At 62.9% G+C, this 24,262-nt stretch carries 23 protein-coding genes; 14 read left to right on the forward strand and 9 right to left on the reverse strand.

Annotation, left to right across the window (positions count from 1 at the left end):
• Positions 1 to 12 precede the first annotated feature (12 nt).
• From M5B99_RS10675 to M5B99_RS10700, 6 genes are all read left to right on the forward strand, one after another.
• Positions 13 to 3,081 carry a serine/threonine-protein kinase gene (locus M5B99_RS10675; protein ID WP_248803991.1) on the forward strand — a complete coding sequence of 1,023 codons (3,069 nt, stop codon included), beginning with the start codon at positions 13 to 15 and terminating at the stop codon, positions 3,079 to 3,081.
• Entirely contained in the window at positions 3,081 to 3,797 is a 717-nt protein-coding gene (locus M5B99_RS10680; RefSeq protein ID WP_248803992.1) for an ABC transporter ATP-binding protein, read from the forward strand. Before M5B99_RS10675 ends, M5B99_RS10680 begins: the two co-directional genes overlap by 1 nt.
• Positions 3,794 to 4,999 (forward strand): ABC transporter permease, encoded by a 1,206-nt coding sequence (locus M5B99_RS10685; protein WP_248803993.1) that lies wholly within the window; start codon positions 3,794 to 3,796, stop codon positions 4,997 to 4,999. The genes M5B99_RS10680 and M5B99_RS10685 overlap by 4 nt, the downstream gene beginning before the upstream one ends.
• Positions 4,992 to 6,719 (forward strand): formylglycine-generating enzyme family protein, encoded by a 1,728-nt coding sequence (locus M5B99_RS10690; RefSeq protein WP_248803994.1) that lies wholly within the window; start codon positions 4,992 to 4,994, stop codon positions 6,717 to 6,719. The genes M5B99_RS10685 and M5B99_RS10690 overlap by 8 nt, the downstream gene beginning before the upstream one ends.
• A gap of 85 nt (positions 6,720 to 6,804) precedes the next feature.
• A complete protein-coding gene (tagQ, locus tag M5B99_RS10695) occupies positions 6,805 to 7,749 on the forward strand; it encodes a type VI secretion system-associated lipoprotein TagQ (RefSeq protein ID WP_248803995.1) in 945 nt (314 codons plus the stop codon).
• A 140-nt stretch (positions 7,750 to 7,889) separates the two neighbouring features.
• Positions 7,890 to 8,267, forward strand: coding sequence for an SCP2 sterol-binding domain-containing protein (locus M5B99_RS10700; RefSeq protein ID WP_248803996.1), 378 nt, complete (start codon positions 7,890 to 7,892; stop codon positions 8,265 to 8,267).
• Positions 8,268 to 8,459: 192 nt separating this feature from the next.
• Here M5B99_RS10700 and M5B99_RS10705 read toward each other — a convergent pair whose 3' ends face one another.
• The 3 genes from M5B99_RS10705 to M5B99_RS10715 all read right to left on the reverse strand — a co-directional run bounded on the left by M5B99_RS10705 (position 8,460) and on the right by M5B99_RS10715 (position 12,940).
• Positions 8,460 to 9,860 carry an aminoacyl-tRNA deacylase and HDOD domain-containing protein gene (locus M5B99_RS10705; RefSeq protein WP_248803997.1) on the reverse strand — a complete coding sequence of 467 codons (1,401 nt, stop codon included), beginning with the start codon at positions 9,858 to 9,860 and terminating at the stop codon, positions 8,460 to 8,462.
• A gap of 78 nt (positions 9,861 to 9,938) precedes the next feature.
• Positions 9,939 to 12,014, reverse strand: a complete 2,076-nt coding sequence (gene recG / locus M5B99_RS10710) for an ATP-dependent DNA helicase RecG (RefSeq protein ID WP_248804086.1) — start codon at positions 12,012 to 12,014, stop codon at positions 9,939 to 9,941.
• A 5-nt stretch (positions 12,015 to 12,019) separates the two neighbouring features.
• Positions 12,020 to 12,940 carry a hydrogen peroxide-inducible genes activator gene (locus M5B99_RS10715; protein WP_248799140.1) on the reverse strand — a complete coding sequence of 307 codons (921 nt, stop codon included), beginning with the start codon at positions 12,938 to 12,940 and terminating at the stop codon, positions 12,020 to 12,022.
• A gap of 574 nt (positions 12,941 to 13,514) precedes the next feature.
• On the opposite strand from M5B99_RS10715, the gene M5B99_RS10720 reads away from it, so the two are divergent.
• The 7 genes from M5B99_RS10720 to M5B99_RS10750 all read left to right on the forward strand — a co-directional run bounded on the left by M5B99_RS10720 (position 13,515) and on the right by M5B99_RS10750 (position 17,348).
• Positions 13,515 to 13,772: a hypothetical protein gene (locus tag M5B99_RS10720; RefSeq protein ID WP_248803998.1), complete on the forward strand. Its 258-nt coding sequence runs from the start codon at positions 13,515 to 13,517 to the stop codon at positions 13,770 to 13,772.
• A gap of 169 nt (positions 13,773 to 13,941) precedes the next feature.
• On the forward strand, positions 13,942 to 15,306 hold the full coding sequence (locus tag M5B99_RS10725) for a PAAR domain-containing protein (RefSeq protein WP_318654568.1): 1,365 nt from the start codon (positions 13,942 to 13,944) through the stop codon (positions 15,304 to 15,306).
• A gap of 45 nt (positions 15,307 to 15,351) precedes the next feature.
• Entirely contained in the window at positions 15,352 to 15,735 is a 384-nt protein-coding gene (locus M5B99_RS10730) for a hypothetical protein (protein WP_248803999.1), read from the forward strand.
• A 4-nt stretch (positions 15,736 to 15,739) separates the two neighbouring features.
• Entirely contained in the window at positions 15,740 to 16,219 is a 480-nt protein-coding gene (locus M5B99_RS10735) for a hypothetical protein (RefSeq protein ID WP_248804000.1), read from the forward strand.
• On the forward strand, positions 16,216 to 16,605 hold the full coding sequence (locus M5B99_RS10740; RefSeq protein WP_248804001.1) for a hypothetical protein: 390 nt from the start codon (positions 16,216 to 16,218) through the stop codon (positions 16,603 to 16,605). Before M5B99_RS10735 ends, M5B99_RS10740 begins: the two co-directional genes overlap by 4 nt.
• 3 nt (positions 16,606 to 16,608) lie before the next feature.
• Complete coding sequence (locus M5B99_RS10745; RefSeq protein WP_248804002.1) at positions 16,609 to 16,794, forward strand: hypothetical protein; 186 nt, start codon at positions 16,609 to 16,611, stop codon at positions 16,792 to 16,794.
• A 293-nt stretch (positions 16,795 to 17,087) separates the two neighbouring features.
• Positions 17,088 to 17,348: a short-chain dehydrogenase gene (locus tag M5B99_RS10750; protein WP_248804003.1), complete on the forward strand. Its 261-nt coding sequence runs from the start codon at positions 17,088 to 17,090 to the stop codon at positions 17,346 to 17,348.
• A gap of 128 nt (positions 17,349 to 17,476) precedes the next feature.
• Here M5B99_RS10750 and M5B99_RS10755 read toward each other — a convergent pair whose 3' ends face one another.
• Genes M5B99_RS10755 through exbB form a run of 3 tightly spaced genes read right to left on the reverse strand, consistent with a single transcriptional unit; the run spans position 17,477 to position 19,647 of the window.
• Positions 17,477 to 18,226 carry a TonB family protein gene (locus tag M5B99_RS10755; RefSeq protein WP_248804004.1) on the reverse strand — a complete coding sequence of 250 codons (750 nt, stop codon included), beginning with the start codon at positions 18,224 to 18,226 and terminating at the stop codon, positions 17,477 to 17,479.
• The gene (gene exbD, locus M5B99_RS10760; protein ID WP_248804005.1) at positions 18,223 to 18,648 is read right to left on the reverse strand and encodes a TonB system transport protein ExbD; all 426 of its coding nucleotides are present in this window, start codon (positions 18,646 to 18,648) and stop codon (positions 18,223 to 18,225) included. The genes M5B99_RS10755 and exbD overlap by 4 nt, the downstream gene beginning before the upstream one ends.
• Before the next feature lie 6 nt (positions 18,649 to 18,654).
• Entirely contained in the window at positions 18,655 to 19,647 is a 993-nt protein-coding gene (gene exbB / locus M5B99_RS10765) for a tonB-system energizer ExbB (RefSeq protein WP_248804006.1), read from the reverse strand.
• Between the two features lie 191 nt (positions 19,648 to 19,838).
• On the opposite strand from exbB, the gene M5B99_RS10770 reads away from it, so the two are divergent.
• Complete coding sequence (locus tag M5B99_RS10770) at positions 19,839 to 20,693, forward strand: SDR family oxidoreductase (RefSeq protein WP_248804007.1); 855 nt, start codon at positions 19,839 to 19,841, stop codon at positions 20,691 to 20,693.
• A gap of 206 nt (positions 20,694 to 20,899) precedes the next feature.
• Here the strand turns inward: M5B99_RS10770 and M5B99_RS10775 are convergent, their stop codons facing one another.
• The 3 genes from M5B99_RS10775 to spoT form a co-directional block, all read right to left on the reverse strand.
• On the reverse strand, positions 20,900 to 21,634 hold the full coding sequence (locus tag M5B99_RS10775; RefSeq protein ID WP_248804008.1) for a hypothetical protein: 735 nt from the start codon (positions 21,632 to 21,634) through the stop codon (positions 20,900 to 20,902).
• Positions 21,635 to 21,720: 86 nt separating this feature from the next.
• A complete protein-coding gene (locus M5B99_RS10780) occupies positions 21,721 to 22,101 on the reverse strand; it encodes a RidA family protein (protein ID WP_040071713.1) in 381 nt (126 codons plus the stop codon).
• Positions 22,102 to 22,146: 45 nt separating this feature from the next.
• A complete protein-coding gene (spoT, locus tag M5B99_RS10785; protein ID WP_248804009.1) occupies positions 22,147 to 24,252 on the reverse strand; it encodes a bifunctional GTP diphosphokinase/guanosine-3',5'-bis pyrophosphate 3'-pyrophosphohydrolase in 2,106 nt (701 codons plus the stop codon).
• Positions 24,253 to 24,262: the final 10 nt, after the last annotated feature.

Consider the following 24,262-nt stretch of genomic DNA (forward strand, 5'->3'; position numbering starts at 1 on the left):
ATCCCTGACACCATGGAAATAATGATTCCCGGATTCGATATAGGCGAGGAGATTGGCGAAGGCGCCATGGCAACCGTCTATCTGGCGACCCAACGGTCGCTGGAGCGCAAGGTGGCGCTGAAAGTGATGGCGGCCGCACTGGCCGCCGACCCGACCTTCTGCGAGCGGTTCCTGCGTGAAGGCCGGACCCTGGCGCGGCTGTCGCATCCCAACACCGTGACCATCCATGACATCGGCAATGTCGGCGAGCTGTATTACATGGCCATGGAGTACCTGCCCAATGGCACGCTCAAGGAGCGGATCGCGGCGGGACTGAGCCCGGAGCAGGGGCTGGGTTATATCCGCCAGATCGCCTCGGCCCTGGGTTATGCCCATGCCAAGGGCCTGGTGCACCGTGATGTGAAACCGGCCAACATCCTCTTCCGCGCCGATGGCACGGCGGTACTCTCGGACTTCGGCATCGCCAAGTCGCTGGACGATCGCACCCAGTTCACCCAGGCCGGGTTTGCCGTGGGCACGCCGAGCTATATGAGCCCGGAGCAGGCCCGGGGGCAGGACCTCGATGGGCGATCGGACCTGTATGCGCTGGGTGTGGTGCTCTACGAAATACTCGTCGGCAAGTTGCCCTACATCGGCACCGATGCCCTGTCCACGGCCCTGGCGCACCTGACTGAGCCGCTGCCGGAGTTGCCGCTCCAGCATGGGCGCTACCAGGAAGTCTTGCGCCGGTTGTTGGCCAAGGACCCGGCGGAGCGTTTCCCGGATGCCGCGGCTTTGCTGCGGGAGCTGGATAATCTGCCGGCGGAAAACCTCGAGGCGACCCTGGTCCGGCCGCTGGCGATTGAGCCGCCGACGCCGACTGCGCCAGCGGCCAGTGACCTGGGCGGGCTGACCCCGGTGTCGATCGAGATTCCCGCTACGGCCCAGACGGCTGCGCCGATACCAGCACCACGCCCCGCAGCTACGCCGGTTCTCGATCGTTCCGCCGAATCCGGACAACGGCGCGGTCCGGTGCTGACGCTGGTTGCCGTGGCGGTGGCCGCCGCCCTCGGTTTGGCGGGCGGCGGTTACTGGTGGCTGGGGCGTGAGAGCCATCCCGCGACGCCGATCACGGTCGCGCAGCCGCCGGCCAAAACACCGTCGGTGCCGAATCCGTCTCCGGCTTCGAATCCGCCGCCGGTCCAGCCGGCCAGTGCGGCCCTGCCGGTGGCGGCGGATATCGACGGGGGCCAGCGCCCCCTGTTGATGGTCGGCAAGAAGACCCTGTTCCAGCGGGTCCTGAGCAAGCCCGGCGCAAGCTTTTCCAGCGATCCCGGGGCCAAGCCGGGCACGCCGCTGCCGGCGTTCTCGGTGCTGTACGTCTACCAGCGCAAGACTGTCGACGGCAGCACCTGGCTGCGGGTTGGCGCCGCCAGTGACGGCCGCAGCGAAGGCTGGTTGCCGCAGGATGCGGTCAGCGACTGGAAGCAGAGCCTGGTCCTCAAGTTCACCGAGCGCTCCGGGCGTGCGCCGGTGATGTTCCTGCGTGAGGCCGCCGATATCGACAAGCTGCTGGCCAATCCTTCGGCGGCGAAAAACCTGCTGCTCAATGCGCAGAAAAACCCTCAGGACAATCAGCGCGTGCTGGCCCTGGAGCCGGCCGCCAGTGCGGTGCCGCAGAACCAGTTCTACCTGCTGCCGATTTTCGATTCGCGCGAAAGCCTGGATGAAAACGGCCAGCCGGTGCAGTTGCTCAACGTTGCCTCCATCGACCCCGGCAGCACCTCGAAAGCCCTCGGCAACGGTGCCGCGCCGGCAGTCGCGGCCGACACCTTCCGCACAGCCATTGTGCTGGTGGTGGACACCACGGAGTCGATGCAGCCGTATATCGATCAGGTCCGCGACGTGGTCCACGAGCTGCAAAGCCAGATTGCCCAGCGTGGTGAACTGGACAGCGTGAGCTTCGGCCTGATCGGCTTTCGCAACAATATCCAGAAGACCCCGGGCCTGCAGTACCTGACCAAGACCCTGGTGACCCTCGACCAGGGCCGCGATCCCGAGCGCTTCCTGGAGTTGGCGCGGGAGGTCAAGGCGTCGACGATCTCCAGCCATTCGTTCAACGAGGACTCCTTCGCCGGGGTCATGCAGGCGGTCAATGGCATGGACTGGTCGGGCTACGGCGGCCGGCTGATCCTGTTGGTCACCGATGCCGGTTCGTTGCGCAAGAACGACCCCTACAGCAGCACCAAAATGAACGAAGCGGAGATCCGTCAGGCCGCGCTGGGCAAGCAGATCAAGATCTACGCGTTGCACCTGCGCAGCGATGCCGGGAAGAAGAACCATGCCTTCGCCGAGCAGCAGTACCGGACCCTGACCGCCGACGCCAACCCGCAGATCGGTGATCTGTATATCCCGGTCCAGGGCGGCGACGTGCACAAGCTTGGCGAACGGGTCGGCGAGATCGGCTCGGTGTTCGCCAACCTGGTGCACCAGGTGCGCAGCAACCAGACCCAGGCCGTGCCGCTGCTGGCGGCCTCGCCGAGCCTGGCGGACAAAACGGCGGCCATCGGTTATGCCATGCACATGGATTTCCTTGGGCACAAGGCCGCCAGCCAGGCGCCGCAACTGGTCAGCGCCTGGACCGCCGACCGCGACCTGACCAATCCGGCGCTGCCGGCGTTCCAGGTCTGCGTGATGCTGACCAAGTTGCAACTCAACGAGCTGCAGCAGTCGCTGAAGCTGATCGTCGACGCGGCGCGCAAGACCCAGACCTCGCCCAAGGATTTCTTCCAGGAAATCGCCAGCGCCAGTGCCTATATGAGCCGCGACCCGCAGGCCTTGCGCAAGGGCGGCAACCTGGCCGACGGCGGCCTTCTCGGCGAGTACCTGGAAGGTCTGCCGTACCGCAGCAAGTCGCTGAACATGACCCAGGATCTCTGGCTGTCGCTGAGCGTGGCCGAACAGGAAGACTTTATCGACGAACTGGATTCGAAGATCCGCCTCTACGAAACCTTCCACAACGATGTGGCCAATTGGGTCCGGTTCGGCGATGCCGAGCCGGGTGATGCGTTGTACCGCGTACCTTTGTCGACGTTGCCGTGATGATCAGTCTGCGAGAAGTGCGCAAGACGCGGGGCGAGGGCGCTCAGCGCTACAGCCTGGAGGTGCCGTGCCTGAGCCTGGCGCCCGGCGCGCAGTGGGCGGTGGTCGGGCCCAGCGGTTGTGGCAAGAGCACCTTGCTCGATCTGCTGGCGCTGGTGTTGGCGCCGGACCGCGCCGGCCTGTTCGTCTTCGACGAGCCGGCCGGCGCGCTGGATATCGCCGCGTTGTGGCGCCAGGGCCGGCATGATCGCCTGGCGGACCTGCGTAGCCGAAAGCTCGGCTATGTGCTGCAGACCGGGGGCTTGCTGGGTTTTCTCGATGTGCGCGGGAATATCGCCTTGTCGCGCCAACTTCTGGGTATGAAGGAGGACGGCAGCGTCCAGCGGCTCGCCGAGCAACTGGAAATCGCCGATCAGTTGGACAAGAAGCCCCAGGCCCTGTCGGTCGGCCAGCGCCAGCGGGTCAGTTGTGCCCGGGCCCTGGCCCACGGCCCACGGCTGCTGTTGGCCGACGAGCCGACCGCGGCCCTCGATCCGCTGAATGCCGGACGGGTCATGCAATTGTTGTTGAAGCAGGCCCGGGAGCAGGGCGCCTGTTGCGTCATCGCCACCCATGACGAAGCCCTGGTGCGCGAACTCGGCGTGCCGGTGTTGCGGATTGCCTGCCAGCGCGATGGCGATGGTGGTGTGACGGCGATCCTGGAGCAGACGCCATGACCCGCGCCATCCTGATCGCCGACCTGGCCTGGCAGGACTATCGCACCGACTGGCGGCTGTCGGCCTGTGCGGTGCTGGCCCTGGTGGCGGTGATCGCACCGCTGCTGGTGTTGTTCGGTCTCAAGTTCGGCCTGGTCAGCAGCCTCACCGAACGCCTCGAACGCGATCCGACGGTGCGCGAGATCATTCCCCTCGGCGGCGGACGTTTCAGTGCGGCGTTTATCGCCGGGCTGGGGCAGCGTGAAGACGTCGCCTTTGCCTTGCCGCGGACCCGGCAGATCGCCGCGACCGCGGACTTGTCGACCAGTGCCCAGGGGCCGGTGGTCAATGTGGAAATGTTGCCCACCGCCGAGGGCGACCCCTTGCTCGGTGCCTTGCCCGCGCCGGTCGGCCTGGCGGCGATGCTGCTCAGCCAGACGGCGGCGGAGAAACTCGGGGTGAAGGCGGGTGACTGGTTGCAGGTGTCTTTCGGCCGGCAGGTGGCTGGTCGTCTGGAAAGCCGCCACACGCAGGTCCAGGTGCAGGCGGTGTTGCCGCTGGAGGCCTTCGAGCGTGATGCGCTGTTCGCGCCGCTGGGCTTGCTGGAAGCCGCCGAGGACTATCGCGACGGCCTGGGCGTGCCGGTGCTCGGCTGGCCCGGCGAGCCGGCGGGCAGCGCCGCGCAACGGGTCTATCCGGGGTTTCGCCTGTATGCCCGTGGGCTGGCCGATGTCGAGCCGCTGCGGCGCTATTTCGCCGAGCGCAACCTGCTGGTCTCGACCCAGGCCCAGACCATCGCCCAGGTACAGTCCCTGAGCCGCAACCTCGGCATCGTGTTCTGGCTCATTGCTGCATTGGCCTTGGCCGGCGCCTTCGCGGCGCTCTTCGCCGGGGCCCTGGCGGCGGTCGAGCGCAAGCGCCGCGAGCTGTCGGTGTTGCGTCTGCTCGGCCTCGGCACCCGCTTACTGCTGCTGTTCGTGGTGCTGCAAGCGCTGTACAGCGGCCTGTTCGCGGGGCTGTTGAGCGGCGTGCTCTACAGCCTGGCGGAGTGGGGCTTGAACCGCTTGTTCGTACAGGCGGCCGGCGAGTACGCCAGCCGCCTGTTGTTGCCGCATTACCTGCTGGCACTTTTCAGCGTGCTGGCGGTCTGTGCTCTGGCTGCCGCCCTGGGGGGCTGGCGCGTGGCGCGGATAGAAGCTTCGGAAGGAATCAGAGATGTATAAGTTGCGCAGCGCGGCCCTGGCGGTTCTCGTCGCGTCCCTGTGCCTGGGTTCCTGGGCGCGGGCCGATGAGGACAGCGAAAAACTCGACAACCCCAAGCCCTTGGCCGATGACATCAGCCTGCCGCTGCCCTGCGAAGGCGAGATGGTCTTTCGCGCGGTCTATGTGCTGGCTCGCGGCAGCCTCGATGATCGTGAAATCAGTCTCGGCTACCCCTTCAGCGAGGACGAGGCGGGCTACAAGCAGTCGTTTATTTCCGGCTATCGCCGGGACTTTATCAGCGGTCAGTTCACCCTCAAGGACCTGCCTGGCGCCTGGCAGAAAAGCATTGCCCCGACCTTACCGAAGACCGATGCCGATTCGCCCCTCAAGCCGATGTTCTATTTCATCGGCAAATACCCGGTAACGGCCCGCCAGTACGCTTTGGTAATGGCCCAGGCACAAGCCCTGGCCAGCGGCGAGCAGGCGCCGGCCTGCGACGCGCCGAGCGGTGTGGCCGGGCGCCTGCCCAAGGTCAAGGTGTCGCATTTTGACGCCGAGCGTTTTTCGGCGGTCTACAGTGCCTGGCTGATGAAATATCACCGCGACCTGCTGCCGGTCAGCGGCCGTGGCTCGTCTGCCGATGATGGTGGCCTGGGCTTTGTCCGCCTGCCCACCGAAGTCGAGTGGGAATTCGCTGCCCGTGGCGCCCAGGCGGTCAGTCGCCAGGACCTGGAAGGCCGTCTGTTTCCGCGGCGGGCGCCGGGTAGCGACAGTGACGGGCCGCTGTCCGACTACGCGGTATTCAACCAGGTCGCCGGCGGCACCGGTCAGGCGGCGCGGCTGATGCCGATCGGCACCAAGCTGCCCAACCCCATCGGGATGTTCGACGTGATCGGCAATGCCGCGCAGATGGTCCAGGAGTCGTTCCAACTGGTGCGTGCGGGACGCCGTCAGGGCACCTACGGCGGTTTCGTGGTCAAGGGCGGCAACTACCTGGAAGGTGAAGGCACGCTGTTTACCGGTATGCGCCGCGAGTACCCGCTGTTTGCCGCCGATGGTACCGAGCAGAGCAACGAGACCACCGGTTTTCGTGTCGCCGTCGGCGCGCTCTCGGCGCCGCGTTCGCGCTACAAGGAGTTGTTCGCCCAATGGCAGCAGGAAGGCCGGCTGGCTTCCCTGACCGACGCCATCGATGACGCCCAGGATCCGACCAAGCGCCTGGACGGGATCATTTCCACCAGCACCGACCCGAAGCTGCAAGCCGAGCTGGGGCTGGTCAATGAAGAGCTCAAGCGCAACGTTTCGTTGATCGCCCGCCAGCGTGAAGAGGCTGCCGGCAACCTGATCCAGTCGGCGGCCCTGGTGGCCGAGACCGTGAATAACTACAACATTCGCCTGACCAACTTGAAGAAGAGCCGCCAGCAGGCCGTGGAGTCCAAGGACGAGGCCGCCGCCAAGCTCTTTGCCGTGGCCATCGAGAACGGCACCAGTGCGCTGGACGGCGCGGTGGCGATCTATATCGACAACCTGGCAACAGCCACGCGCTACACCGATGCGGTGATCCAGGCGCAGTTCCAGCGGGTCAAGGAGGAACTCAATCGCAAGCCCGTGCTCGGCCATAGCCTGGTCGCACGGGCGACCTTGTTCGTTCGTCATGTCGGGGACTACCGCAAGCAACAGCGGGCCGATCCGGCGGCGATCTTGAAAGCGTTACTCGCGTCGACCGCCCAGCAGCCATGAGCGGTCGGTATCCGGCGAGTGTAGAGGGGACTCGGACGGCAGGGTGCCGTACCGGGCAAGTCAAACCAAAAAAGGGAACACAAACATGATCTTCTCCAGCAAACCCCTTGTTTCGACCTCCAAGTGCCGTGCCGCGCTGTGGGTTGCCGCCGGATTCAGCACCGTGCTGATGGGCGGCTGCGCCACTTCACCGACCTCGAAAGTCGGCGCGACCACCAAGGTCGAGTACTACCCGACTTGCTACGAGCCGGTGCAGCATCTGCGCGCCACTGACTCGGACATGACCAAGTCGATCGCCACCGGTGCGGTGATCGGTGCACTGGGCGGTGCCGCCCTGGGCGCGCTGACCGGCGACGACCCGGCCAAGCGTGGGCGCAATGCCGCCATCGGCGCGGCTGGCGGTGCTCTGGCAGGCGGCGCGGCGGGTTACTACACCGAGAAGCAGAAGCAGATCGCCGATGATAACCAGCGCATCGGTTCCTATGCCCAGGACATCAACAAAAGCGCCGCCGACATGGATCGCAACACGGCCTATGCCAAGGCGTCGCAGAGCTGCTACCAGCGTGAGTTCACCAACCTGGTTTCGGCACGCAAGGCCAAGACCATCGGCGACGCCGAAGGCCGCAAGCGTCTGGCGGAAATCGTTTCCGGCCTGAAAGAGTCCAATGACCTGATCGTCGCCGTGAACGGGCGCTCGGCCGAAGACTTGAACAACTACACCCAGGCTTATGAGCAGGACCTGCGCCAGGTCGGTGTACAGCGTACCGACGTGGTCACCGTGGCGACCGCCGACACCAACCCGGTAGTCGCGCCGACCACCACCAAGGGCAAGAAAGCGAAGGTGGCGAAGAAGCCGGTGCTGCCGACCGTGCCTAAAGAAGCCGTGGCCACCGAGAAGACCCTGCAGGACGCGAACGCCAAGAAAGCCGCGAGCCAGGACGTGGCCACCAACGGCCAGTCCCAGGTCAACAGCATGTGCAAGAACCCGGACCTGGGCGACTGGGCACCGGTGCCTTGCCCGAACGCCTGATGGGCGGATCGTCTGACAATTTGTGGGTATAAGCGTTAAACGCCAGCCGATCTCCTGAGTAAAGCGGGAGATCGGTGGCGTTCTTCAAGTAACGCGCTACACTGCGCCGGCCGTTAATCTTTTCTGCCGAGGCTGTGTGCATGAAATTTCGTTTTCTTCTCTGGGCGCTGGGTCTGTTGATGGCTCGGGCCAGCCGCAAAAAACCCGCCTTCCAACAGCAACTGGCCGACAAGGCCCTGGTGTTCCAGCTGCAGACCCTGGACGGCAAGGTGGCTCGTCACTTTATCGTCAAGGATCAGCGCATCAGCAGTCAGTCCGGGGTGTATCCCGAGCCGGCGTTTGCCATTGCCTTCAAGGACGCCGCCTATGGCTTCGCCACGTTGCAGGCGAAGAACAAGCAACTGGCGTTCATGACGGGGATCCAGGACAAGTCGATCCAGATCAAGGGCAATCCGGCGCTGGTGATGTGGTTCCAGGGCTTGATGAAGTACCTCAAGCCGCGGAAGAAGAAAGCCTGAGTCGGTTCTGATTGTCACGGCATGGACAAAACCTGTGGGAGCGGAGCTTGCCCGCGAAGCTTTTGGCGGCCTTGAGGACCTCTTCGCGGGCAAGCTCCGCTCCCACAGTTTTGCGTCGTACGCATAACCTGTGATCGAGGCTGAATCTGTAGGAGCGAGCTTGCTCGCGATAGCGGTCTTCGAGGCCGCGCTTCAGCCCTGGCTGAACTGCGACGCCAGTTCGCGCAACAGCACTTCGGCTTCCAGCACTTTGTTCACCACGTCATCGGCCTTGTCGCGGGTCAGCCCCAGGCGTTCAAGCAAGGCATCCGGGATCTCTTCGTCCGGGCCCGAGCCGATATTGCGGCTGCGCAGCAGGCGCACGGCCAGGCACACCAGGTTCGGATAGGCGGCATAGTCGCCGTCGTAGCCCGGGTCGTGCTGGAAGCGCAGTGCAGTGGACAACTCATCCGGCATGTCCCAGTAACGCATCAGCCAGGCACCGATCTGCTCGCGGCTGATACCCAGCAAATGCTGCTCGATATAGCTGTGGCACAGGTGTGGGTTGACCTCCAGGTGCCGGCAGATCAGCGAGAAATGCGGCGGGAAGACGTGGGCCAGCAGCAGGTAGCCGAAATTGTGCAGCAAACCGGCGAGGTAGGTCAGGCCGGCTTCCGGGCGCTGGGCGCGTGGCATGGCACGGGTCAGGCCTTCGATCACCGCGGCGGTGTAGATCGATTGCTGCCAGTAAGGCGTGCTGTGTTGCGGGTGGTCCTTGGGCAGGCTCAGGGTCTTGCCCAAGGCCAGGCCCAGCGCCAGGTTGATCACCAGGTCGAAACCGAGCACGCGGACAATCGCGTCTTCCACCGAGCGAATCTTGCCCGGCGAGGCGTAGTAGGGCGACGCCGCCCAACTCACCACTTGGGCCGCCAGCGACGGGTCGGTTTCGACTACGCCGGTGATGTCGTCGATGGTCGCGTCGGGGTCGACCCGCAGCTTGATGATCTTCTGTGCGGTTTCCGCCAGCGGCGGAATCTCGATGGTCGCTTCCAGGCGCTGCTGGATCCGCCGCGCGGTGAAGGCTTGCACGGCCTGGGTGATTTCCTCGCGGTCATCGTGCGGGCGGTCGAGGTTGGGGCGGATATCGGCCACGGGTTCGCCGAAACTGGCGGCACTGGCCTTGCTCAGCATGCCCTTGAAGTCGTCGCTGGAGATTTCCAGCAGCAGGCCGGCTTCGCCGGAGTCGATCAACAGGTTCGGTTCCCGCAGCAGCTGCTCTTCGTACAGGCACGGCGAACTGGTCAGCCCGGGTAAGCCCGGTAGCAGGTGCAGGCTGTGTTTACCGAGCATGCGCTCCATGCGTTCGGTGGGCACCGCCGTCAGGCGCCGGCCGGTCAATTCGGTCAGGCGATTGAGGTCGAGCAACTGGTCCTGAGGAAACAGGACCATGAGTGCGCCGACTGCATCGTCGAGCAGCACGGCCTGGACCTTGCGCGCGGCCGGCAGACCGGGGTGGTCCAGGACCTCGCTATAGCGGATGGCGAGCTTGTCGAGCAGCAGCCGGACCACAGACGGGGTGTGCGGGGTTGCATCGATGAGGGCAACTTCTGTCATGGTCTGTATCCGGGTTCCTACAATTTTCCCAGTATAACCAGCTTGGCCGCCCTAATGGTCCATAAACTGTGAGGTCTATCACACTTGGCCGTATTGCTGGCCATGGCGCAGCCAGCGCTCCAGCAACGGGCTGACGTGCTGCGGCCAGCGAGCCAACAGGGCTTGCGCGGCATCGCGCACCGCTGGCAGCAGGTCGGCGTCGCGCATCAGGTCGGCGACCTTGAATTGCAGGAGCCCGGTCTGGCGGGTACCGAGCATTTCCCCGGGGCCGCGCAGCTCCAGGTCTTTCTCGGCAATGATGAAGCCGTCGTTGGTCTCGCGCATGATGCCCAGGCGTTGGCGACCGATCTGTGACAGCGGCGGATGGTAGAGCAGCACGCAGTGGCTGGCGGCGCTGCCCCGGCCGACCCGGCCGCGCAGCTGGTGCAGTTGCGCCAGCCCCAGGCGCTCGGGGTTTTCGATGATCATCAAGCTGGCATTGGGCACGTCGACGCCGACTTCGATCACCGTGGTCGCCACCAGCAGTTGCAGGGCGCCGGCCTTGAATTCAGCCATCACCGCCGCCTTTTCCGCCGGCTTCATACGCCCGTGGATCAGCCCGACGCGCAGTTCGCCGAGGGCGGCGGTGAGTTCTTCGAAGGTGGTTTCGGCGGCCTGGCAGGTGAGTTCTTCGGATTCTTCGATCAGCGTGCAGACCCAATAGGCCTGGCGGCCTTCGGCACAGGCGGCACGCACTCGTTCCACCACTTCGAAGCGCCGGCTGTCGGTCACCAGCACGGTGTTCACCGGGGTACGGCCCGGCGGCAGTTCGTCGAGGATCGAGGTGTCGAGGTCGGCATAGGCGCTCATGGCCAGGGTCCGTGGGATCGGCGTGGCGGTCATGATCAACTGGTGCGGGCACATCCGCCCGCCAACACCTTTCTGGCGCAGGGCCAGGCGTTGCTGGACGCCGAAGCGGTGCTGTTCGTCGATGATCACCAGCGCCAGATTCTTGAACTGCACTTCGTCCTGGAACAGCGCGTGGGTGCCGACCACCATCGGCGTGCCACCGGCAATTTGCTCCAGGGCGGCGACGCGGGCCTTGCCCTTGAGCTTGCCGGCCAGCCAGGCGGTTTCGATGCCCAGCGGTGCCAGCCAGCGCTGGAAATTGAGGAAGTGCTGTTCGGCAAGGATCTCGGTCGGCGCCATCAGGGCTACCTGGTAACCCGCTTCCAGGGCCTGCAAGGCGGCCAGGGCGGCGACCACGGTCTTGCCGGCGCCGACGTCGCCCTGGATCAGCCGCAGCATCGGCTCTGGCTGGCTGAGGTCGTAGGCTACTTCGTTGCCGACCCGTTGCTGGGCACCGGTCGGCGGGAAGCCGAGGTTGGCGAGAAACTGCCCGGGCAAGCGTTGGGCTTTCGGTAGGGCCGGCGCGCGCAGGGCTCGCAGGCTTTCGCGCAGGCGTTGCTGGGACAGTTGATGAGTGAGTAGCTCTTCGAAGGCCAGGCGGTGCTGGGCCCAGTGATGACCGAGGGCGAGTTCGTCGACGTCGGCATCGGCGGGTGGCTGGTGCAGGTAGCGGATGGCTTGGTCCAGCGGTGCCAGTTGGTAGTCGCGGGCCAGTTCCTGCGGCAGCCAGTCCGGCAGGCTGCGCGGGCCGAGCATTGCCAGGCTTTGCAGGCAGAGCTGGCGCAAGCGCTGCTGGGTCAGGCCTTCGGTCAGCGGATAGATCGGCGTCAGGGTGGTGTCCACCGGCGGTGGTTCGTCGCCGCTGATGGCGCGGTATTCCGGGTGGTAGATTTCCAGGCCGGAGGCACCGGGACGGGCTTCACCGTAGCAGCGCACGTGGGTGCCACGCTTGAGGCCGTCCTTCTGCGCGGTGCTGAAATGGTAGAAGCGCAGGCTCAGGCTGCCGGTGCCGTCGTTGATGCGTACCAACAGGCTGCGGCGCTTGCCCATGACCACGTCGGCACCACTGACCACACCTTCGACCACGGCGTCCTGGCCCGGACGCAGGGCGCCGATGGGCACCACGCGGGTGCGGTCCTGGTAGCGCAGGGGCAGGTGGAACAGCACGTCCTGGAGATTCTCCAGGCCGACCTTGGCCAGCTTCTCGGCCATGGCCGCGCCAACGCCCTTGAGCGCCGTGACCGACACTTGCGACAGTTCAGCCACGTCGATCAGCTCGCTGCGGGAGGCTTGGCCACCGAGCACAGGCGGATCGAGTCGGCGAGGATTTCAATCGCCTTGGGTCGCGGGAAGCTGGCGCGCCAGGCGATGGCCACGGTGCGAAACGGCACTGGTGGCGTCAGCGGACGGACTTCGATCACGCCGGGGGCGTAGTGATGGCTGTCCACCGCCGACAGCGGCAGCACCGAAATGCCCAGGCCGGAGGCGACCATGTGGCGGATGGTTTCCAACGAGCTGGATTCGACCGTGGTGTGCTTGGCCGCATCGCCGCCCTTGGCCAGGGTCGGACAGGCTTCGAGGACCTGGTCGCGGAAGCAATGGCCTTCGCCCAGCAGCAACAGGCTCTTGTCGTTGAGCAGGGCGCTGTCGATGGTTTCCTTCTTGGTCCAGGGGTGCGAGGCCGGCATCAAGACGTAGAACGGCTCGTCGTAGAGCGGCAGGGTCAGCACATCGGCTTCGTTGAACGGCAGGGCGATGATCACCGCGTCCAGTTCGCCGTTGCGCAGTTTGTCGCGCAGCACGTGGGTGAAGTTTTCTTCGATGTACAACGGCATCTGCGGGGCGACCCGGTGCAGTTGCGGGATCAGGTGCGGGAACAGGTAGGGGCCGACGGTGTAGATCGCGCCGACTTTCAGCGGCGCGGTCAGCTGGTTCTTCCCAGCCTGGGCCAGTTCGCGGATGCCTTGGGCCTGTTCGAGGACCTTTTGCGCCTGGGCAACGATGGTTTCGCCGACGGGGGTCAGGCGCACGGCGCTCTTGCTGCGCTCGAAAATCAGCACACCGAGTTCGTCCTCGAGCTTTTTCACGCCGACCGACAGGGTCGGCTGGCTGACGTGACAACGCTCGGCCGCGTGGCCGAAGTGTTGTTCCTGAGCGAGAGTGACGATATAGCGTAGTTCTGTAAGAGTCATAGCGAGCGTCCATGAGGTTGCCGGGCCAAGCATAACGGCTGCAATCGATAGACGCACGTTATCAGACGCAGGAAGAACGGCGATTGTCGTTGATGTCGGTTTTAGTGGGGGTTTTGTTCGGGCGGTAGGACGCGAACTTGTGGGCGGCGGAGCTTTTGTGGGAGCGGAGCTTGTCGGATCGCCGCACCGCCGCGAAGCTTTTGACGACTTGAGGGCCTCATCGTTGGCAAGCCAGGCTCCTATGTTCATCGTTGGACACAAATTCCGTGTACGACTCGGTCGGTCCTGTGGGAGCGGAGCTTGCCCGCGAAGAGGCCCTCAAGATCGCTAAAAAGCTTCGCGGCGGTGCGGCGATCCAACAGCCCCGAAGGAAACGCAGTGCTGATCAATCAAGTTGTTTATGGATAAGCGATTTTAAGAAACATCCTACTTACTTTCAGCGGCCAAAGCTGTAGGTTCTGCCTGGGCTAATTACATCCTCACGATTTTCATCGGCGATATCATCAGGCATATCAGCTTTCGCTAAGGAGAGAACAACAGTAGCCCAAAGTCCTCATGAATCAGGATCATAAAAATGAATACATCATCGCCCCTGCAGTATACCAACGAAGCCTGCCCTGAATTTCTCAGTATTCTGGACAACTCGCCCTTCACGGAGCAGCAACTTTCCAAGCTCCATGAAGATGCCATGGCGATTATTAATCAACGGCAGGCTTACGTTAAAGCTCACCCGCCTATCGCTATTTACCGAGTGGCGACCGAGGGCAGCCAAACGCGTAACGGCGGAGTGATTCAACACGCGACAGGCGGGTGTTTTGTTCATCGCGCCTGAAGGCGTGCGGATGGCAGAGGATTTTTTGCCCTCTATCAACTGAGACATAAGGCGTGGAGTTTGCCGGCGTGTTACTCAGTGCCGCGCTGTTCGAATGTTTTCGAAACTGACGAGCAATTTACCGTCGACAACAGGTTGAAGTCGAGCGGCTGACCATGGAGAAAAAACAATGAATAAAGGTTATTTCATTGGCCTGGGTGACAAAACCACCTGTGGTGAAAAAGTGCTGGATGGCGATGACAGAATCAACCTGTATGGCGTCCTTCATGCGCGCGAAGGTGATCGGGTCTCGTGTGGAAAGGACGGGAAAACCTATCGGATACTCGGTGGCGTTTCGCATATGGACAGCCATGGCCGGCTGATGGCCGGCACGCTGGATAGCTTTAGCGGTTGTCCCTGCAGAGCCAAACTGATCCCCTCGGTTTTTACGGCCAGCTACGTGAACGAAAGTGCCACACCGCCACCGGCCAGGCACGCCGCTCAACCGGCCTTTTCAGCCATGAGTGGCAGCCCGGTAGCACCGCGTCAATCCGCTTTCACGCCTTCAACCCCTCCGGCTCCGGCGGTATTCAGCAGCGTGGAACCCCAGGAACCGGGGTTCTATGTGGTACCCAAAAGCACGACCCGCGAAGCGCTGGAGGCCACGCTTTTCCCCGCGCCCGATCCGGCGGTGATGCGCAAGTTCCGGGCGCTCAACCCTTCTCGTGGTGAAGTCAAGGCCGGTTCGATGAGCGTGCTCAGCGATCCGAACAACCTGCTATGTACCCGCGAGGAGGCGCAGTTGATGGCCGCTGCGCAAACGGTGAATGTTGCGCTTGAAGCCCTGACAGCGGACGAGGCCGACTTCATGCACCGCCACGGCGCTGAAATCGCCAGCTTTACCGGCCAGACCTCAACCTGGCTGGGGGGCAGCGCGGTGGTGATGGAAACGCACCTGAACAACCTGCGCGACACCCTCCAGGCCATGGAGCGCTTGCATCAGGAAAGCTATCGCCAACACGGCCACCTTAAATCGTCGCAGTTCTTCGCCGAGCGCAAGCGTCTGCTCGGCCAGCTGGATTCACACCTGCTGAACTCCACTCGCCTACGTGGCCAGACCACCTTGGGCGATCACCCCAAGTTGAAAACGGCTCTCGGGATTTCCAGTCGGAGCCTGGTGCACCACTGGAACAAGGCCGGGGTGCCGGGACAGATTCCGGGTTATGCCACCCATGTGGAGGGGACCAGTCGTGCGGCCAAGTATATGAAGACCGGTGGTTATATCGGCATTGCCATTGGTGGCGTGTCCTCGTTGGCGGCTATTCAGGAAGTGTGTAACGGTGATTCCGGGGCGGCTTGCGAGAAGGTCAGGTTTACTGAAGGGGGGAAATTCGGCGGATCTACCATTGGTGGAGTTATAGGTGGATGGATGGGCCAATCTGCCAGTGTTCCGATCTGCCTGGCGCTTGGTCTCTCTACAGGCGTAGGGGGAGTTGTCTGTGTTGCAACCCTGGTAGGGACTGGCGCCTGGGTGGGTACGACTTATTGGTGGTGAAAGGGGAGAGGTCATAGGCGAGACACTGTATAAGACCGTACAGCCATGATCAGCAATTGGCCCGTCTGGGCGGTTCTCTTTTTTAATGGTGGGCCATTTTTGCTTGGAATTGTGGGTATTGCATACAATCAGTACCTGAGCCGCCGTCACCTGGATGCCATAAAGAAGGCATTGAAGAACAGTCGTTATATTTATCTTTGGGGGCCGAGCCTGGGGAAGCGGGGTCTGATTTGGTCCCTCTTGGAGATCGCAAAAATCTCCGGGATGATCATGATGCCAAGGGCATCACTGCGTATCGGTGAGCTGGACCCAGTCGATCTTGAGAACTTCCCTCCTCACCTTAAACGTCGACTGAAAACCGTAACAGTGATGATGTATGGCGGTGGTATTTGGCTGGTGATTACATACGTGTTGGCGAAGTTTGAGTAATTTTATGGACGACTACCCCAAATTAAAAACGGCCCTCGAAATTTCCAGTCAGAGCCTGGTGCACCACTGGAGCAAGGCCGGGGCGCCGAGACAGATTCCGGGTTATGCCACCCATGTGGAGGGGACCAGTCGTGCGGCCAAGTATATGAAGACCGGTGGTTATATCGGCATTGCCATTGGTGGCGTGTCCTCGTTGGCGGCTATTCAGGACGTGTGTAACGGCGATTCCGGGGCGGCTTGCGAGAAGATCAGGTTTACTGAGGGGGGGAAGTTCGGCTTGTCCACCCTTGGTGGTGTTGCACTTGGATGGGCAGGCCAAATTGCCAGTAGTTCAATCTGCGCAGCGCTTGGCCTCTCTACAGGTGTAGGGGGTGTTGTCTGTGTTGCGACCCTGGTAGGGACTGGCGCCTGGGTGGGGACGACTTACGGCGGTATGGGTGGCGAATACATGGGGGAGAAAATTTACGAAGCTACACAACCATGACCAGTATCGACACTTGGCCTCTATGGATTGCAATCATTGTTACTGGTGGCCCAGGTCTGCTTACAGCAGTAGGTATTGCATACAATTTGTACCTGAGCCACTGTCACATGGACGCCATAAAGGAGGCCCTGAAGAATAGCCGTTATATTTATCTTTGGGGGCCGAGCCTGGGGAAGCGAGGTTTGATTTGGTCCCTCTTGGAGATAGCAAAAATCGCCGGGATGATCTTGATGCCAAGGGCGTCACTGCGTATCGGTGAACTGGACCCAGTTGATCTTGAAAATTTCCCTCCTTATCTTAAACGTCGACTGAAAATCGTAACAGTGATGATGGTGGGTAGTGTTATTTGGATGGTGATTGTAGCTGTATTGCTGAAGTTTAGATAACTGATGGACGACTATTCCTCAGCCAAGGCATTTCAAGTAAATGCCTTGGCTGAGGGCTTGGCACGGCAAAACTCATTTACTGTGTTCGGCGCGATGTTTTCTTTAATCGAGTTATCCCTGTCGTGGGTGGTCCCCAACTACCTGCCTGAAGAGGTGCTGTCTTCAGCCCTCCCTACGAAACAAGAATAATCAGTAACAATTCCCCGCCTTGCTTCCTCGCAAGGTCACAGCTTATAGTCCGCCGGTCGCCCTTATTGGCGATACGGGTTTGGCGACTCGGTTTTTAGACTGTGCGAAAGCTCTGTGCTTGTTTGCAGGTGCGTTCGTACCCGCAAAGCTGCTTCTATATGGCAGCTGTGCGCGGGAGACCTTCGGGTCTGCCGGCTTGGTCTATTCCGGTTCGCCAACCTGCGTACAGCTGCCACCCGTTTCGTTTGGCGACGAATCGGGCGGTTTCTAACCAATAGACTGAGGCTTTACCCATGACTAAATACATACCCCTCACCGCCATCGACTGCCTGATCCCCAGCCTGTTGATCGATGCCGAAAGCCCGACCGACGTGCTCCATGCCAACGCCGCCGCCCGCTTCCTCGCGGCGACGCAAATGCTCGAAGCCCTGTCTCGCATCGAACTGCACAACGCCAACGACATCGACTTCCAACACATTCTCCAGGTTCCCGCGATGGTGCTTCGCGATGGCTGCGACCTGATGGATGTACTGGGTTGGCGACTACGGCCCTGACTCACGTATCGCCCTGTAGGAGATCCCGCCCGTTCCCATAAAAGCACAAGCAATCCTGTTCTCATCACACAACACCCCCGCTGCCACACAGGCCTCCTGTTGTGCGGTTCCCGCCGGTTTACAGGCGCTTAGCGGTTGCGCCTGTCGATGGAGTACACGAACGGCGCGACAATCTCGATGCTGCCGTTGCTCAGCATTTCGGCCGGTGGCTTGGGCAGCGGTTGGGCGCGGCGGATCATTTCCAGGGTGGCGCGGTCCAGATCGGCGTTGCCCGAGCGGCCCACCAGCTCATAGGAAAGCACCTTGCCTTCGGCATCGACCACGAAGCGCAGGCGGTTCAGACCTTCCTTGCCCCGTGACTGCGCAGCCGGCGGGTACTTCTTGTACTTGCCCAGGTGGGCCAGCAAGGTGCCTTCCCAGCTGGCCTTTGCCGCTACCTGCTGGGGCGAGGGGCCGGGCGCCGGGGCCGCGGATTTTTCCGGCGGCGTGTTGGTCGGCGGCGTATCGGCAGGTTTTTCCTCCGTCGGCTTTTCCTTCACCGGCTCCGGCTTCACCTGGGGCTTGGGCGGCTGCGGCTTGGGTTTCGGCTTGACCGGCTTGGGCACCGAGATCGTCGGCTTCGGCGCTTCGGCCAGCTTCGGCAGCGGTAACTCTTCCAGTGGCGCGGGCGGTTGTGGCGGGATGATCACCTTGGGCGGTGCCGGCGGCGGTGGGGCGGGGGGCAATGGCGCCAGTTCGATCATCATCGCCTGTGGCGGCAGCTCGATGGGCTTGGACACCGACCAGTTCAGCGTGGCGACGATCGCCAGCGCATGAATGCCCAGCACCAGGCCCAGGCTGGCGCCGTAACGCGTCAGCTTTTGGCGCGTATTGGTCATTTCTTGGCTGCCGTCTCGAGTCCGACCAGGCCGACCTTCAGGTAACCGGCGGCGCGCAGGGCATCCATCACGCGCATCAGGTCGCCATAATCCACGCCTTTATCGGCCTGGAAGAAAATGGTCGTGTCCTTCTTGCCGTGGGTCAGGGCGTCCAGGCTCGGGCCCAGGGCCTCGGCCTTGACTTCGTCTTCACCGAGGAACAGACGCTGGTCGGCCTTGACGCTGAGGAACACCGGCTTTTCCGGGCGCGGTGCCGGCTTGGCGCTGGAGGCGGGCAGGTCGACCTTGATGTCCACGGTGGCCAGGGGCGCGGCGACCATGAAGATGATCAGCAGTACCAGCATCACGTCGATAAACGGTGTGACGTTGATTTCGTGGTTTTCGGCGAGATCGTCGCCGCTGTCGTTCAGATGCAGGCCCATGGCTGATTACCCCACTTTCACCATATGCGGCGTTTGCGTCGAGCGCTCGGGCGGCAGGTGGTCGAGATCACGGCTGACCAGCAGCAGGACCTGGGCCGATGCGTCGGCTACCTGGGCCCTGTAGCCAGCAATGGAGCGGGCGAAGACGTTGTAGATCACCACGGCCGGAATCGCCGCGACCAGGCCCAGGGCGGTGGCCAGTAGGGCTTCGGCGATGCCCGGGGCGACCACGGCAAGGTTGGTGGTCTGAGTCTTGGCGATGCCGATAAAGCTGTTCATGATGCCCCACACGGTACCGAACAGGCCGACGAAGGGCGCGGTGGAGCCGATGGTGGCGAGCACGCCGGTGCCGCTGCTCATGTTGCGACCGCAGGCGGCGACCAGGCGCTCAAGGCGGAAGCTGACGCGCTCCTTGATGCCTTCTTTCTCGCGGCTGTTGACCGACAGGTGCATTTCTTCCAGGGCGTCATGTACCAGCAGGTGGGCGAGGTTGCCCTGCTGGTTGGCGGTGTCGCTGGCTTCCTTGAGGGTGCGGGCCTTTTTCAGGGCGAGCATCTCACGGCGCAGGCGACGCTTGGCACCGAGCAGTTCGAAGCCTTTGGCAATCCAGATGGTCCAGGTGATGATCGAGGCGATGGCCAGGCCGATCATCACGATCTTGACGACGATGTCGGCGTTTTTGTACATGCCCCAGGGCGACAGGTCGTGGGCCATGCCCAGGCTGTTATCTTCGGCCGGTAGTGCGCTGGCATCGGTGGCGTCGGCCGTTGTGGCATTCTCGGCCAGGGGCGGAGCCGCGGCGGTTGGCGCGGCGACGGGTGCGGCATGATCAGCCGGGGCTGGAGCGACGGCTGCCGCTGGGGCCTGCGCTGCTGCTTCGTCGGCGAATGTCACGGTCGGCGCCAGCACCAGGCTGAGCAGCAAGGCCGCTGTCGAGCGCCAGGCGCGCGATGAGCTGTGGGACTGGGGTGACGAAACGAGGCGTTTATTGCGTGTCATGCTGGCCGGACCTGAGAGAAGATATGAAGAGGGTCTTGTCCTTTCAGGCCTCGTGGGCCGAGAACATTGGGTTGTGCATTATTGCAAATACTTCTTGTTAACAAAAGTAATAGCTTCTCTTTTTTTCTTCCATTGCTAACCGCTGGTCAATTTCCAGCGCCGGTTTGTTGTTTTTCCCCTGGAGATCCGTGATGTCTGCTCCTTCTGTTCTGATTGCCGGCTGCGGCGATATCGGTAGTCGCCTGGCGACGCAATTGCTCGCCCAGGGCTGGCTAGTCCACGGTCTGCGTCGCTCGATCACGCATTTGCCTGAGGGTGTCGTCGGAGTCGCGGGCGATCTGTTCGCCGAGCAGCGCCCTGCCACCTGGCCGAGCGGCCCGCAGGATTACCTGGTGTATTGCGCTGCGGCGACCGAGCACGACGAGCCCGGTTATCGCGCAGCCTACGTCGATGGTTTGCGGCATGTATTGAGCTGGCTCAGGCAATCAGGCCAGCAGCCGCGGCGTCTGCTGTTCGTCTCCAGCAGCAGTGTGTACGTGCAGCAGGCGGGCGAGTGGGTCGACGAGGCTTCGCCGACCGATGCCGAGGGCTATTCCGGGCGCTTGATGCTGGAGGCCGAGCAGGTGGCGCTGGACAGCGGCATCCCGGCGACCCGGGTACGCCTGACGGGTATCTATGGGCCGGGTCGCGAGTGGTTGTTGACTCAGGTCCGGCGTGGTTATCGGGTGGCGGTGGAGCCGCCTCTGTATGGCAATCGGATTCATGCCGACGATGCGGCCGGCCTGCTGGCGTTTCTGCTGGAGGCTGATCGTGCCGGGAAGGTGCTGGAGGATTGCTACATCGGTGTCGATGATGCGCCGGCGCCATTGGCCGAGGTGGTGGGCTGGTTGCGCGAGTACCTGGAGGTGACCGAGTGGGCCGAGGACGCGAGCATTCGCCGTACCGGAAGCAAGCGCTGCAGCAATGCCCGGGCGCGGGCTCTGGGCTGGGCACCGCGTTATTCGAGTTTCCGCGAGGGCTATGCGGCGATTCTAGAAGGGCGCTGATAAACGCTCATGGAGGCCTCACCCCCTGTGGCGAGCGGGCTTGTCGGGACGCCGCACCGCCGCTCTCGACTGCGCAGCAGTCGCAAAACCAGCCACCTCGGTCTACCTGATGCACCGTATTGGCCGGGTTTAGGGCCGCTTCGCGGCCCAGCGCGGGCAAGCCCGCTCGCCACAGGGGGGAGCTCTGCGAAGCTCGTGGGCTTCCCTTACTTCTTCAGCAACCACTGGCGCGGACCGGGGTTGAGCTGCGGCTGTTCATCAGGCTGGGCCGAGTTCAGCGCCTGGAAAATTTCCAGCTGCTTGTCCTTGCGCACGAAGATCCAGGCGGCGCCCTTGCTGCCTTGCTGCAACCAGATGCTGTCGTTCTCACCGCTCATGGAGGCGCAATCGCCAGCCAGGCACAGTGCGTAGCGATCGGCACCGGGCAGGCCTTCCAGGCGCCCGTCCGGCAGGAATTTCACCTGGCCGCCTTCGCCCGGGCCGCTGCTGATCTTCCAGTCGCCACCCATGTAGGCCGAGTACAAGGCTTGCTCGAAGCTGGCGCCCACCGGCGCATTGGCCGGCAGTTCGGTTTCGGCGCGCACGAACGGCTGTTCCGGCTCCGAGTCGCTGGCGCCCTGGGTCAGTTCCTTGCCATCACGCGCCAGCGAAGTCCCGGCGCTGCCATAGAAATCGACATGCCACTGCTTGCCGTCCGCGCGCACATGGCCCTCGGGGCGTTCGAAACCGTTGCTGTAGCGGGCCTGGCCGTTACGGGTATCGATGCTCCACTCCAGGTTCGGTCCGTAGGTTTCCAGGGCTTCGCGCAAGCTGCCCTTTTTAACGGCGGCATCGATGGCGGCCTGGTTGATCCAGGTGCCGCTGATGTCGTATTTGGCGGGGTCGCTGGCGCAACCGCCGAGCAGGAGGGCAAACACCGAGAAGGCAAGCGCTTTGCGCATGGTGGAATCCTTTGCAGACGAAGCTGGTGCAGCGACAAGGCTGCACCAGGCAGTGCGGGGTTGTTCGAGGGCGGCGTGGCTGGCGGTTACTCGAGGACCAGGATCGCGTCCATCTCGACCTGCGAGCCGCGCGGCAGGGCGGCAACACCGATGGCGGCACGGGCCGGGTAAGGCTGCTGGAAGTACTTGCCCATGATCTCGTTGACCTTGGCGAAGTGGCTCAGGTCGGTGAGGAAGATGTTCAGTTTGACGATGTCCTTGAACGAACCGCCAGCGGCTTCGGCCACGGCCTTGAGGTTTTCGAAGACCTGTACGGTCTGGGCTTCGAAGCCTTCCACCAGTTCCATGGTTTTCGGGTCCAGGGGAATCTGGCCGGACATGTAGACGGTGTTGCCGGCCTTGATCGCCTGGGAGTAGGTGCCGATGGCGGCTGGGGCTTTGTCGCTGCTGATAACGGTCTTGCTCATGAAGGGGTTCCTTGTAATGGGCGGCTACGTAGACGGGCTATTGAGCTATGCGCGCATGCGAGTGATGCGGATCACGCCGGTCAGGGCGCGCAGTTTCTTGATTACGCGGGCCAGGTGCACGCGGTCATGCACGCTGACCACCAGTTGGACCACGCTGATGCGACCATCGCGTTCGTCCATGCTGATTTTCTCGATATTGCCGTCGGCGGCATTGACGCTGCTGGCCAGCAGGGCGATCAGGCCGCGCTGGTGTTCCAGCTCGACGCGCAGTTCGACGTTGAATTCGCCGGTGACATCCTTGGCCCAGGAGAGCTGGATGCATTTTTCCGGGTTGTGGCGGATTTCGCTGATATTGCGGCAGTTGTCCAGGTGTACCACCATGCCTTTGCCGGCGGACAGGTGACCGACAATCGGGTCGCCCGGGATCGGCGTGCAGCACTTGGCGTAGCTGAGCACCAGGCCTTCGGTGCCGCGGATCGCCAGCGGGCCTTCGGGGCTGGGCAGTTGTTCGCCTTCGCCGAGCAGGCGGCGGGCGACCACATAGGCCATGCGATTGCCCAGGCCGATGTCTTCCAGCAGGTCTTCGATCAGTTCCAGGCGGTACTCGTGGAGCATGGCCTGCACGCGCTCGGCCGGGATCTTGTCCAGGGCGCTGTCGAAACCGTTGAGTACCTTGTTCAGCAGGCGTTCGCCCAGGCTGATGGATTCGGAGCGACGCTGCAGTTTCAGTGCGTGGCGGATATGCGTGCGGGCCTTGCCGGTGACCACGAAGTTGAGCCAGGCCGGGTTCGGGCGCGCACCCGGGGCGCTGACGATCTCGACCGTGGAGCCGCTTTGCAGCGGTTCGGACAGAGGTGCGAGACGGCGATTGATCCGACAGGCAATGCAGCTGTTGCCGACGTCGGTGTGCACCGCGTAGGCAAAGTCCACCGCCGTGGAGCCTTTGGGCAGCTCCATGATCCGGCCCTTGGGCGTGAACACGTAGACCTCGTCCGGGAACAGGTCGATCTTCACGCTTTCGATGAACTCCAGGGAGTTGCCGGCGCGTTGCTGCATTTCCAGCACGCCCTTGACCCACTGGCGGGCCCGGGCATGGGTGCCCTTGGGCTGCTCGTCGCCGCTGGACTTGTACAGCCAGTGGGCGGCGATGCCGTTGTTGGCCATCTCTTCCATTTCGCGGGTGCGAATCTGGATCTCGATCGGCACGCCGTGCATGCCGAACAGCGTGGTATGCAGTGACTGATAGCCGTTGGCCTTGGGAATCGCGATGTAGTCCTTGAAGCGGCCGGGCAGGGGCTTGTACAAATTATGCACGGCACCGAGGACCCGATAGCAGGTGTCGACCTTATCGACGATGATCCGGAATGCGTAGACGTCCATGATCTCGTTGAAGGCTCGGCGCTTGCCGCGCATCTTGGTGTAGATGCCGTACAGGTGCTTCTGGCGTCCGCTGACCTCGCCCTGGATTTCGTCGACGGCCAGGCAGTGGCTCAGGGACTCTTCGATCTTGTTGACGATTTCCTTGCGGTTGCCCCGGGCGCGCTTGACCGCCTGGTAGATCCGCGCGGAACGCATCGGGTGCATGGCCTTGAAGCCGAGGTCTTCGAATTCGATGCGGATCGCATGCATGCCCAGACGGTTGGCGATGGGCGCATAGATTTCGAGGGTTTCCTTGGCGATGCGCCGGCGCTTTTCGCCGGACAGCACTTCAAGGGTGCGCATGTTGTGCAGGCGGTCGGCGAGCTTGACCAGGATCACGCGAATATCGCGGGCCATGGCCATGGCCATCTTCTGGAAGTTTTCCGCCTGGGCTTCGGCCTTGGTCTCGAAATTCATCTGGGTCAGTTTGCTGACCCCGTCGACCAGTTCGGCCACGGTTTCACCGAACTGCGCTTGCAGCGCTTCCTTGGCGATCCCGGTGTCTTCGATCACGTCATGGAGCATGGCGGCCATCAGGCTCTGATGGTCCATGTGCATGTCGGCAAGAATGTTGGCCACCGCCAGCGGATGCGTGACGTAGGCTTCGCCGCTGCGACGGCGTTGACCGTCATGGGCTTGTTCGGCGTAGAAGTACGCCCGACGGACCAGGTTGACCTGGTCGGCGCCGAGGTAGGTCGATAAGCGATCGGCGAGGGCGTCTATGCTCGGCATGAGGTTTCCC

It is taken from the genome of Pseudomonas sp. MWU13-2100, assembly GCF_023242365.1.
In the GTDB taxonomy this organism is placed as follows: domain Bacteria; phylum Pseudomonadota; class Gammaproteobacteria; order Pseudomonadales; family Pseudomonadaceae; genus Aquipseudomonas.